The organism is Salinigranum sp., assembly GCF_041641895.1.
Classification (GTDB): domain Archaea; phylum Halobacteriota; class Halobacteria; order Halobacteriales; family Haloferacaceae; genus Salinigranum.
In genome coordinates this window covers 24,157-35,496 of record NZ_JBEPXO010000037.1, presented here as the reverse complement: position 1 = coordinate 35,496, position 11,340 = coordinate 24,157, and the positions used below count along the sequence as shown (strand labels likewise).

Annotated in this window: 11 protein-coding genes; 5 read left to right on the top strand and 6 right to left on the bottom strand. The window is 69.4% G+C overall.

Annotated features, from left to right (window positions below; genetic code table 11):
• On the bottom strand, positions 1 to 661 hold a 661-nt coding region (gene prf1 / locus ACESK5_RS09895), incomplete at its 3' end, for a peptide chain release factor aRF-1 (protein WP_372911399.1).
• 133 nt (positions 662 to 794) lie between these two features.
• Between prf1 and ACESK5_RS09890 the strand changes: the two genes are divergently transcribed.
• Together ACESK5_RS09890 and ACESK5_RS09885 are read left to right on the top strand one after the other, a co-directional pair.
• A complete protein-coding gene (locus ACESK5_RS09890) occupies positions 795 to 2,609 on the top strand; it encodes a P-loop NTPase (RefSeq protein WP_372911398.1) in 1,815 nt (604 codons plus the stop codon).
• Between the two features lie 66 nt (positions 2,610 to 2,675).
• Positions 2,676 to 2,816 carry a hypothetical protein gene (locus tag ACESK5_RS09885; protein ID WP_372911397.1) on the top strand — a complete coding sequence of 47 codons (141 nt, stop codon included), beginning with the start codon at positions 2,676 to 2,678 and terminating at the stop codon, positions 2,814 to 2,816.
• A 95-nt stretch (positions 2,817 to 2,911) separates the two neighbouring features.
• Here the strand turns inward: ACESK5_RS09885 and argS are convergent, their stop codons facing one another.
• Positions 2,912 to 4,657, bottom strand: a complete 1,746-nt coding sequence (gene argS, locus ACESK5_RS09880) for an arginine--tRNA ligase (RefSeq protein WP_372911396.1) — start codon at positions 4,655 to 4,657, stop codon at positions 2,912 to 2,914.
• 285 nt (positions 4,658 to 4,942) lie between these two features.
• Between argS and ACESK5_RS09875 the strand changes: the two genes are divergently transcribed.
• Both ACESK5_RS09875 and ribB read left to right on the top strand, forming a co-directional pair.
• Positions 4,943 to 5,647, top strand: coding sequence for a DUF120 domain-containing protein (locus ACESK5_RS09875; protein WP_372911395.1), 705 nt, complete (start codon positions 4,943 to 4,945; stop codon positions 5,645 to 5,647).
• A 1-nt stretch (position 5,648) separates the two neighbouring features.
• Positions 5,649 to 6,371, top strand: a complete 723-nt coding sequence (gene ribB / locus ACESK5_RS09870; protein ID WP_372911394.1) for a 3,4-dihydroxy-2-butanone-4-phosphate synthase — start codon at positions 5,649 to 5,651, stop codon at positions 6,369 to 6,371.
• Here ribB and ACESK5_RS09865 read toward each other — a convergent pair.
• Complete coding sequence (locus tag ACESK5_RS09865) at positions 6,368 to 7,240, bottom strand: NAD-dependent epimerase/dehydratase family protein (RefSeq protein WP_372911393.1); 873 nt, start codon at positions 7,238 to 7,240, stop codon at positions 6,368 to 6,370. The two genes, ribB and ACESK5_RS09865, sit on opposite strands and share 4 nt — an antisense overlap.
• Positions 7,241 to 7,345: 105 nt before the next feature.
• Here ACESK5_RS09865 and ACESK5_RS09860 point away from each other — a divergent pair, with 105 nt between their 5' ends.
• Positions 7,346 to 8,278 (top strand): branched-chain amino acid transaminase, encoded by a 933-nt coding sequence (locus ACESK5_RS09860; RefSeq protein WP_372911392.1) that lies wholly within the window; start codon positions 7,346 to 7,348, stop codon positions 8,276 to 8,278.
• A gap of 3 nt (positions 8,279 to 8,281) precedes the next feature.
• On the opposite strand, the gene ACESK5_RS09855 is transcribed toward ACESK5_RS09860, so the two are convergent.
• The 3 genes from ACESK5_RS09855 to ACESK5_RS09845 all read right to left on the bottom strand — a co-directional run bounded on the left by ACESK5_RS09855 (position 8,282) and on the right by ACESK5_RS09845 (position 11,259).
• The gene (locus ACESK5_RS09855) at positions 8,282 to 9,241 is read right to left on the bottom strand and encodes a hypothetical protein (RefSeq protein ID WP_372911391.1); all 960 of its coding nucleotides are present in this window, start codon (positions 9,239 to 9,241) and stop codon (positions 8,282 to 8,284) included.
• A 90-nt stretch (positions 9,242 to 9,331) separates the two neighbouring features.
• Positions 9,332 to 10,051 carry a DUF502 domain-containing protein gene (locus tag ACESK5_RS09850; protein ID WP_372911390.1) on the bottom strand — a complete coding sequence of 240 codons (720 nt, stop codon included), beginning with the start codon at positions 10,049 to 10,051 and terminating at the stop codon, positions 9,332 to 9,334.
• Positions 10,052 to 10,158: 107 nt separating this feature from the next.
• A complete protein-coding gene (locus ACESK5_RS09845; protein WP_372911389.1) occupies positions 10,159 to 11,259 on the bottom strand; it encodes a glycerol dehydrogenase in 1,101 nt (366 codons plus the stop codon).
• Positions 11,260 to 11,340: the final 81 nt, after the last annotated feature.

Genomic DNA, 11,340 nt, shown 5'->3' with positions numbered 1-11,340 from the left:
GTTCGTGTCGCTTCGGGACGAACAGGTCGTTCGCCATCTCGGCGACCTCCTGGTAGAAGTTGTCGATGGCCTCCAGGCGGAGCCGGGCGAACCGCTGTGCCGACTGGCCACCCTTCCGCTGCTTGCCTGGGACGAGCGACGAGGCGGACTTGACGGGCTCGACCCGTTTGCCCTTCAGCCAGCCGACGTTCGCCTCGCGGCGGTCGAGGACGACGAGGCCGAACAGCCCCTTGTCCATCAGCATCTCCTCTAACGGCTCGGTGAGGAACTCCGAGTCGCAGTGGTAGCGGAACGACTGGACGGGGTCCGGCGGGTTCTCCAGCACCTTGGTGACCATCTCGGTCTGGCCGCCGCCGGAGTCGATGGCGCCCGAGAAGAGCACCATCCCGTTGTCCGGCGGGTTCTTGTAGTACCGGAGGCGGTCCTTGATGCTCGTCAGCGCGTCCTGCACCGCCGTGCGGGTCTGCTTGGACTTGATGTTGCTCGCTTCGGAGTGCTCCTGGGTCACGTGGGCGACGACGTCCGAAATCTGCCGGTCCGGCGGGACGTAGATGGAGACGAGCTGCGTCCCCGATCCCTCGAACTCCTTGAGGTCCTCGATGACCTTCCGGAACTCGTACTTCCGGCGGTCCTCGCTCACCTCTTCGGCGTCAGTACTCATTGTCTCTCCTAGCCCGGCCAGTGGCTAAGTAACCTTTGACTGTGGGCCTCGGTCCCTCACGGGCGACTCGGCGGGGCGCACCGACCGTCCCGCGTCAACTTTTATATATCCACCACGGTTCGTTTCGGACAGTATGGGACGGGTCTACGCCATCGCGAGCGCGAAAGGCGGGGTCGGCAAGACGACCACGACGGCGGCTCTCGGGGCGACGCTCGCCGCCGCCGGCCACCGAACCGCGGTGGTCGACGCCGACGTCGGCATGCCGAACCTCGGTCGGTTGCTCGGCGTCTCAGCCGACGGGCCGACCCTCCACGACGTGCTCGCGGACGAGGCCGACCCGCTCGACGCCGTCTACGAGGGCCCCGACGGACTGGCCGTCGTCCCCGGGTCGCCGCCGCTCGACGCGTACGCCCGGGCCGACCCCCGCGGCCTCGACGGGGTGCTCGACGCCCTCGCCGACTACGACGTCGTCCTCGTCGACACCGGCGCGGGGCTGAGCCACGACACCCTCTTCCCGCTCGGCCTCGCCGACGCCGTCCTCCTCGTCTCGACGCCGGCGACCGACGCCCTCGGCGACACCGAGAAGACGAACCAGCTCGCCGCCCGCGTCGACGTGCCCGTCGCCGGTCTCGTCCTCACCCGCGTCGACACGGCGCGCGTCGACGTCGAGGCGGCCGCCGCGGCCGTCGACGCCGACCTCCTGGCGGTCGTCCCCGAAGACCCTGCCATCGGGACCGAGACGGGCGAGGACCCGCCGGCGACGCTCGACCCGGACTCCCCTGCTGCCGCCGCGTACCGGGTCCTGGCGGACGCCGTCGCGGCCGACGCGATGGGGGACGCGTTCGACGAGGCGGCCGTCGCCGTCGAGACGCGCGAGGCCGCTGCCGCGGCGGAGGCCGCCGTCGACGAGCGACCCCTCGACGGTGACGAGGTGGACGATGTAGATGGGGCAGACGACCTCGTCACCGACGACGTGGACGACGTCACCATCGACGACGCGGGCCAGACAGAGCGCGCCGCCGCGGACGAGGCCGAACGCGACGCCGACGAGAGCGACCACGACGCCCCCGCCGTCGGCGTGGAGGACCTCGACGTCTCCTCGCTCATCGAGGACTCACCCGACGACGTGGACGACCTCGACGTCTCCTCACTGTTCGACGAAGCGGGTCCCGGGGACGCGTTCGACGAGGCGGACGACCCCGCCTCGCTCGCTGGGGAGGCCGCCAGCGAGGCAGGCGAAAGTGACGACGCCGACGCCACCGACACCACTGGCGCTGACACCGACACCGATAGCGATACTGGCACCGACGACACCGACGACACCGACGACACCGACGACACCGACGCAACCGATGACACCGATGACACCGATGACACCGATGACACCGACGCGGCGGCGTCCGTGGACCCGTCCCCGTCGGAGGCGGACGAGGACGCCGGGACCGAGCGGCGTGGCGGGGGTGGGGGCATCGCGTCGGCGCTCGCGGACGCGGAGGGGACCGTCGGCGCGGCCGACGAGTCTGACGCCGACGCCGACAGCGACGCCGCCGACGACTCCGTGGCCGGCGTCGTCGCCGAAGCCGAACCCGATGCGGACGCCGACGTGACGTTCGACACGACGCCACCGGACGACCGCAACGTCACCATCTCCCCGGAGGAGACGACCGACATCCCGGACGCCGAAGCCGGGGCCGACGCCGCGAACGAGCACGAGACGGCGGGCGACGTGACCGACCGCGACGACGAGGAGTCGGACGCCGACGCGGACGCCGATGCGGCAGGTGACGCCGCCGCCGACGCGGACGTCGCGGCCGACGCCGACGACACCGACGACACTGACGACACCGACACGGACGCCGATGCGGCAGGTGACGCCGACGACGCGGGTACGAACGTCGAGGAGGGACCCGACGAGAAGAAGGGGCTGTTCAGGCGCTTCTTCAGCTAGGTGTCGTCCGGCCCCGGTGCGAGCGATAACGAGAGCTTCTTTTAGCTCGCTCCGAAGATGGTTCGTATGGCTGACTCAGAATCCGTTCCGTTCTGGTGGCTCGTGCTGTTCCTGCTCCTCGCACTCGGTCTGGGAGCGGCGACGGTTCTCGGCGTCGGCGGGTCGCTCGTCGCCGGCGTCGTCGCTCCGGTGCCGGTCCTCGCCTGACGAGGAGTCGCGTTCTCTCCGGTGCCAGTCGTCCCTCCCGAGTCGTCCGTCCCGCGGCCCGCCGTGTCTGTCAGTCTCTCCTCACCGAGCGGGTCTCACATCGACGTCGGCGCCTCGACGCCGAGGACGTCGAGGGCGTTCGCGACAGTGTGTCGCGACGCGCGGACGAGTGCGAGTCGAGCCGCACGCACCGATTCGTCCTCGGCCGACAGTACCGGACACTCGCGGTAGAAGGCGTTGAACGTCTCGGCGAACTCCCGCGCGTACGTCGCGACGACGTGCGGTTCGAGGTCCTCGGCGGCCTGTTCGACCCGGGCCGGGAACCGGGCGATGACCCGCAGGAGGGCCCGCTCCTCGTCGGCGGTGAGCACCGAGGCGTCGACGGTTTCGCTCACCTCCGCCTCGTCGAGAATCCCACAACAGCGCGCGTGGACGTACTGGATGTATGGCGCGGACTGCGCCTCGAAGTCGAGCGCGCGCTCCCACTCGAACGTGATACTCTTCGTCGGCTGTTTCGAGACGATGTCGTAGCGGACGGCACCGATGCCGACCTGGTGGGCGATGCGGTCGACGTCCGCCTCGGAGAGGTCGTCGTCGCGGCTCCGCGTGTCGAGGCGCGACTCGACTTCGTCGCGCGCACGGGCGATCGCTTCGTCGAGCAGGTCGTCGAGGTCCACCCCGGTGCCCTCCCGCGTCGACATCCCGCCCTCGGGGAGGTTCACCCAGGAGTAGAACGTCGATTCGAGCTTCGAGGTGTCGTTGCCGAGGACGTCCAGCGCTGCCCTCAACTGCTGGGCCTGGAGTTTGTGGTCCTCGCCCAGCACGGTCACGGCGCGGTCGAAGTTGTCGAACTTCCACTCGTGGTGTGCGAGGTCACGCGTCGTGTAGAGAGTCGTCCCGTCAGAGCGGAGGAAGACGAGGTGTTTCTCGATGCCGTAGTCGGTGAGGTCGAGTTGCCAGGCGTCCTCCTCGTAGACGGCCGCCCTGCTCTCTTTGAGTCGGGCGACGACGTCGTCGGCGCTCCCGTCGCGGATGAACTCGGTCTCCTTGACGAAGGCGTCGAACGCCGCCGGCAGTCGTTCGAGCGACTGACGCATCCCCGAGAGCACCTGGTCGACGACCCGCCCGACGCGCTCGAACGTCTCCTCGTCGCCCGCTTCGAGGCCCTGCATGATGGCCTCGATTTCGGCCTCCGCCGCCTCGGCCTCCGCCTCGGAGGCCTCGTCGAGCCACTGGTTCCCCTTCCGGTAGTAGCGGACGAGGTCGTAGTCCGGTCGGTCCCGTTCGGGGTCGGGCAGGTCCGACTCGTCGAAGGTCTCGTACGCCCAGGTAAAGACGGCGACCTGCCGGCCGGCGTCGTTCACGTAGTAGTGGCGCTCGACGTCGTAGCCGGCGTAGTCGAGACAGCGGGCGATGGCGTCGCCGAGGATAGGGTTGCGCGCACGTCCGACGTGGACGGGGCCGGTGGGGTTCGCCGACGTGTGCTCGACGACGACGCTCGTCTCGCGGTCCTCCAGTCGCCCGTACCCCTCTTCCTGTGCCGCGTCGAGCGTCGCCTCGTCGTACGCGGGCGCGACGTGGAAGTTGACGTACGGCCCCTGCGTGTCGACGCGGTCGACGAAGGCGTACTCGTCGACGTCGATCGCCTCGGCGATGTCCGCCGCGACGTTCGGCGGCGGGGCACCGACCTCGCCGGCGAGTCGGAACGCGACGCTCGACGCGAGCGTCGCGGGGACGTCTTCGGGCGGTTCCTCGACGCCGAGGTCGCCCGTCGGCAGGTCGAGCGATTCGAGCGCGCGCGAGAGCGCGGCTTCGACCTCCGCTCGGAAGGCTCTGAACATGCGCCCCCCTTCCGTCTCGTCTGGTATTAGGGTACCGAGTTCCGGTCGCCTCACGCGTCCGGTACGGCGTGGGACACGACAGAACGGAACGAAACGGAACGGACGCGACGTGGTCGCCCTCCTCGGGTCGGCGACCACGGGGACTCGACCCGCCGACCGACACGTTTAGTCCGGGTGGGTCCGTACGACGAATCCCTCCCGTTCGGACCCGGCCGACGCCATCACGATTCTGTTACGCATCCCATATTCGGTATGCTTATGCCCGGTGACCCCATAGCCCGAGCCATGTCAGAATCGGCACAGTCGCGGGCCGTCGGCCACGACGAACTCGCCGCCCTCCGCCGAGTCGCGCTCGACGGTGGGCTGGTCGGCCCCGTCAAGATATCCTGCTCGGGGCTGGCCGCCGGGCTGGAGACGTCGGGCCAGACCGCCTCACGCCGTCTACAGCGCCTGGAGGAGGCGGGCTATCTCGACCGGGACGTCGTGAGCGACGGCCAGTGGGTGTCGGTCACCGAAGCCGGCGAGTCGGCGCTCCGAGCGGAGTACGCCCAGTACCGGACGCTCTTCGAGTCGCCCGAGTCTGTCACGCTCGAGGGGAGCGTCACCGGCGGCATGGGCGAGGGGAAACACTACATCTCGCTGCCGGGCTACATGGAGCAGTTCCGCGAGCGCCTCGGCTACGAACCCTACCCGGGGACGCTCAACGTCGACCTCACGTCGGACAGCGTGCGGGCCCGCGCGGGCATCCGCGCGCTTGACGCCGTCCCCATCGACGCGTGGGAGGACGACGAACGGACGTTCGGTTCCGCGACGTGCTACGCCGCCCGCCTCACTGCCGACGGGGAGGCGTACGAGGACGCACACATCATCGTTCCCGACCGAACCCACCACGACGAGACGCAACTGGAGGTCATCGCCCCCGACCGACTCCGCGACGCACTCGGCATCGACGACGGGGACCGGGTCGTCGTCACCGTGGAGGCGGTCTGAGATGCCGACGACGTCGGACACCGACGTGAACGTCGAAGTCGACGCCGACTGTACCGCCGTCGAGGACACCGTCGTCCGCGCGGTGGCGGCGTTCCGCGCCGGCGACCCGGTGCTCGTCCACGACGCCGCCGACCGCGAGGGCGAGACCGACATCGTCTACCCCGCCGGCGCGGTCACGCCGAGCGCCGTCGCCCACCTCCGGAACGACGCGGGCGGCCTCGTCTGTGCGGCACTCGCCGACGGTGTGGCCGAGGCGCTCGACCTCCCGTTCCTCGACAGCTCCATCGACCACCCGACCGCCGGGGGGCACGACCTGGGGTACGACGCCCGGTCGTCGTTCTCGCTCCCGGTGAACCACCGCGACACCTTCACGGGAATCACGGACGCTGACCGCTCGCTGACCATCACGGAACTCGCGTCGGTCGCCGGACGGGTCGACCGCGGGGAGCAGTACGGCCCCGACGACTTCGCCCGTGAGTTCCGCTCGCCGGGCCACGTCCACCTCCTCCGCGGTGCTGCGGGCCTCCTCGACGAGCGGCGCGGCCACACCGAACTGGGCCTCGCACTCGCCCGCGCGGCCGACCTCCCCCCCGCCGTGGTCGTCTGTGAGATGCTCGACGACGAGACGGGGGCCGCCCGCTCCGTCGCGGACGCCCGCGCGTACGCACGCGTTCACGACCTCGTCTACGTCGAGGGCCGTGACCTCGTCGCCGACCTGTCCTAGTCGCGCCAACTCCGCTGCGGTTCCCACCCGAGCAGCGCCGTCGCCTTCTCGTTCGAGACGAGGCTCTCGTACCCCTCGAACTCGCGTCTGACCGCGACGTCCGGGTACTCCTCGTCGACCAGTTCGCTCGTCGGGCGGTCGACCGTCGTGTCCGGGGCCGTCGCCCAGACGGCCTCGTGTCCGGTGTGATCGGCCGCGACCACAGCGGCGACCAGGTCGGCGGCGTCCGCGGCGTGCAGATACGAGAAGAGCGTGTTGCGAATCGAGTGGTACGACTCGTGTGCCCGCACCGCTTCGAGCGACCGGTCGCTCTCGACGAACGCTCGCTGGATTTCCTCCTCCCGCGGCATCCAGGGCACGCGGAACGACGTGACGGTCGGGGCGTCCGCCCGTCGGCCGATGCCCGTCGCCGTCACCTCCATGACCTGCTTGGCGAGACCGTACGGGTCACGCGGCGTGAGCGGGTGGGCTTCGTCCAGCGGGAGATACTCCAGGCGGACGGGGTCGGGGTCGAACCCCGTGCCGAGTGCGCTCATGCTCGACGCGAGCGCGACCGACTCGATGCCGAGCGCCTCGCTCGCCTCCAGCACGTTGTAGGTGCTCCCGACGGTGCTCTGGAAGGTGACGTGCCCGGGCGTCTCGTTCGGGTTCGACAGCATCCCGAGGTGGACGACGGCGTCGGCGTCGCTCCGCGCGAGGACGCCGTAGGCGTCGCCGGGGTCGGTCATGTCTCCCCGGACGTGGTCGTCGCCGACGTCGCCGCCGGAGCGGGAGTTGGCGACGACGTGGTACTCCTCGCGCAGTCGGTCGACGACGAGCGGGCCGATGCGACCGGTCGCCCCCGTCACGAGTACGGTGTCGATTGCCATCGTCACCGCGTGGGCGGCCGAGCGTGAAAAACGGCGGCGGTCCGTGCGGGTTGTGCTCACACCGATTGCTGATGATTTTATAACGGTGGCCGGCTACGAGCGAGTATGAGCTTCGACGACATGGACGTCGACACGATCTGGCAGGACGGCGAGTTCGTCGACTGGGACGACGCGCAGGTCCACGTCCTGACGCACGGCCTCCACTACGGGACCGGTGTCTTCGAGGGGGTCCGGTGTTACGACACGGAGAAGGGCCCGGCCATCTTCCGCTGGGACGAACACCTCGAACGGTTCTACCAGTCGGGGAAGCCGTACAACATGGAGATTCCGTTCTCCCGGGAGGAACTGACCGAGGCCACGCTGGAACTCGTCCGCCGGCAGGACCTGGAGTCGTGTTACATCCGCCCCATCGCCTTCTACGGCTACGACTCGCTGGGCGTCAGTCCGCGGGACTGCCCCGTCGAGGTCGCCATCGCCGCCTGGCCGTGGGGGGCGTATCTGGGGGAGGAGGCGCTGGAGGAGGGCGTCGACGTGATGGTCTCCTCGTGGCGCAAACACGCCTCGAGTCAGATTCCGACCAACGCGAAGACGACGGGGCTGTACGTCAACTCGCTGCTCGCGGGGGAGGAGGCGCGGCGCAACGGCTACGTCGAGGCCATCGTCCTCAACAAGGAGGGGCAGGTCGCGGAGGGGCCGGGCGAGAACATCTTCCTCGTCCGCGACGGGGAGATATACACTCCGGGGCTCTCCCAGAGCATCCTCGACGGCATCACCCGCCAGACCGCCATCACCCTCGCGCAGGAACTGGGGTACACCGTCCACGACGACGCCACCATCTCACGCGGCGAACTCAACACCGCAGACGAACTGTTCTTCACCGGCACGGCGGCGGAGGTGACGCCCATCCGCAAGGTCGACAACGTCGTCATCGGCGACGGGTCGCGCGGCCCCGTGACCGAGGAGATCCAGCAGGCCTTTTTCGACCTCGTGGAGCGTCGCACCGACGACCACGAGGAGTGGTTCACGTACGTGGAGTAGGACTCACTCGCGTCCGCTCTCGGTCCCGTCTCCGGTTGCCGTCGCGGTTCCGACCGCCGTCCCGACACCCACCGGTGCCTGTACCTCCCTGTCACCGGCCACCGTGTCGAGGAAGAAGCCGACGGCGTCGGCCCCGTCGGGCGGGCGCTCGTCGAACGTCTTCTCCCAGCTGACCGTCTCGCCGGGTTCGGCGTCGAGTTCGAACGCGTACGGGACGTACGCCGCGCCCAGGTTCGCGACGTTGAGCACGCCTCTGAACACGCCGGCGACGTCGGAAACGTTCTCGGCCGCGACGCGCGCCCGGAGCCGGGCGTCCGGCCGTATCCGGTCGGGGAGCTCGACCGTCCGGAGTTCGAACCGTGGCTTCGACCGGCGCAGCGCGTCGAGGTGTGCGTCGTCGAGTCGCCACGCCGTGGTCTCGCCCTCGTACTCGACTGCGACGTGTCCCTCGTCGGCGTCGAGGCCGACGGGGACGACGAACGGGAGGTACCCCGTCTCGCCGGTGTAACCAGGGTCGTACCGTGGGCCGTAGTCGTCGAGGCCGCCGCGGACCTCCGCCACGTCGGCGTCGTCGCCGTCGACGCGGAGCGAGAACGCCTCTGGAGGTGGTCCCGACTCGGACCCCTCGACGGAGACGAGAACGTATCGCTCTCCGTCGCGGTTCGCCACCGCCATCGAGTCGGGCGTGTCGAGATAGAGCAGTGCGTCTCGCACGCTGACGTTCGAGACGGTGACCGAGCGGCCACTGACGGTCCGTTCTGTCCCGAGTGTGCCCGGCGTCGCCGCGTCGGTCGTCGACGTCCCCGACGAGGACGGTGTCGCTGCCGCCGTCGCCGCGTCCGGTCCGGTCGTCGTTGCGGTGTCCGTCGATGCTCCGTCACCCTCCCGGCGGCCGAGACAGCCGGCCGCCGACAGCGAGAGGGTGGCGAGGCCGAGGAACGTGCGTCTGGAGGGACGACGCATGTCTCGTCACCCGTCCCTCCGGGTCAAGTGTCTTCTGCCGCCTCCCGAGAACGGCCTTGCCGTCTCTCGCCCCGACGGCGACGACTACGACTACGACTGCGACCCCGAGCCCGACCCTGACGACCCCGAGCCCGACCCTGACGACCCCGAGCCCGACCCTGACGACCCCGACGACCCAGCCCCGGACTCGGTGGTGATGTCGACGGACCCCGACGACTCGCCGTCGGAGTCGGGTTCCTCGAAGACGTCGATTTCGACGCCGTGGTCCTCCTCGGCGAACCCCGCAGAGAGGATGCGCGTCAGCGCCTCCTCGACGCGTTCGTTGGTCTCGGTGATGTCTTCGGATTCGACCTCCATCACGAACCCGGTCGTGATGTTGGGTGCGGTGGGCATAAAGAGGACTTCACGGCCGTCCTTCGTGCGCTTGCCCGTCTTGAACGCCGTCATCCGCACGCCCGGCCACACTTCGAGGCGGACGGGCTTCTGGAGGTCTTCGGTCCCCGTGAGCGCCGTCTCGACGGCGAGTTTGGAGGCGTTGTAGAGCACCCGGACGAGGGGGACGCGGTTCATCACGTTGTCGAGGCCGGCCTCGAACAGTCGGCCGGCGGTGGTCCGCATCAGATAGCCGACCGAGAGGACGAGCATCGTGAAGACGACGATGGCGACGAGGACGCCGAACGGCTGTTCGAGCTGTCTGATGATGGGGAGCTTCGCGATCTGCGAGTAGAGCCAGTTGATGACGAACAGAATAACGAGTATCGGGACCAAGACGACGAGGCCCGAGGCGAAATCGCGTCTCCACGAGGACATCAGAGGAGAGTTAGTGGCTGGCCTTATGAGGTCTTCCTCTTCGCGTCGGTCGTCGTCGCTCGCCCCGTCCGTCGCCGGAGCGGGAGGCGGGCCGCGGAGTCGGCGACTTACCGGTCCGCGCGCACGCGCTCCCCGAGGCGGTCCGCCGTGAGGATCGCGTCCCGGACCATCGCGGGTTCGACCGCGAACGGTTCGTTGTGGATGGTCTCCGCGGGGTCGCACGCGGCCTCGGCGACGACGTCGAGCTGCTCGCGCGTCGGGTCGTCGAGCCCGATTTCGGCGAGCGTCACCGGGAGGCCGACGTCGAGGGAGAACTCGAGTATCTCCTCGACGAACGCGTCGTCGCGACCCTCCAGGACGAGCTGGGATATGGTCCCGACGTTCACCTTCTCGCCGTGCGTCGCCCCGTGGGTCGCTTCGAGCTGTGTGAGTCCGTTGTGGATCGAGTGTGCCGCCGCCAGGCCGCCGCTCTCGAAGCCGAGTCCCGACAGCAGCGTGTTGGCCTCCGTGACGGCCTCCACGCTCTCGGAGACGGCGTCACGTTCGACTGCCTCCACCGCCGAGACGGCGTGCTCGCGGAGCGTCTCGTAACAGAGCTTCGCGAGGTGTGTCCCGGCCCGCGTCGGCTTCCCGCCGACCACGTTGTCGCCGTCGGAGTCGGACGTGGCCTCCGCTTCGAACCACGTCGCGAGCGCGTCGGCGACGCCCCCACGGAACAGTCGCGTCGGTGCCGCAGCGACGACGGTGGTGTCGACCAGAACGAGGTCGGGGTGTTCGTCGTGGAACAGGTACTCCTCGAACTCGCCGTGCTCGGTGTAGACGACCGACAGGGCGCTCGTCGGCGCGTCCGTCGACGCGATGGTCGGCATCGAGACCATCGCGATTCCGCGCTCCGACCGGGCGGCCTTCACCGCGTCGAGCGCCTTCCCGCCCCCGGCCCCGATGACCACGTCGGCACCCCGTTCGGCGGCGACGTCCGCGATGCGGTCTATCTCCGCCGTCGAGCACTCCCCGCCGAACGTCAGCGAACTGGCCGTGACGCCGTGCTCGTCGAGGCTGCTCACGACGTCGTCCTCGACGAGATCGAGCACGAGTTCGTCCGCGACCAGTAGCGCCGTGTCTCCCAGCGGTTCGACGTGTGTGCCGACGTCCGCCGTCACTCCCCGACCCTGGACGTACCGCGCCGGCGACTTGAAGATGCGAGCCATTGTGCCTGTAGCTTGACAGACATGTTACTTAGTCGTTGTGTGCCGGTCGACCCCTGCCCTCTCGAGTGAAACCGCCGCGTT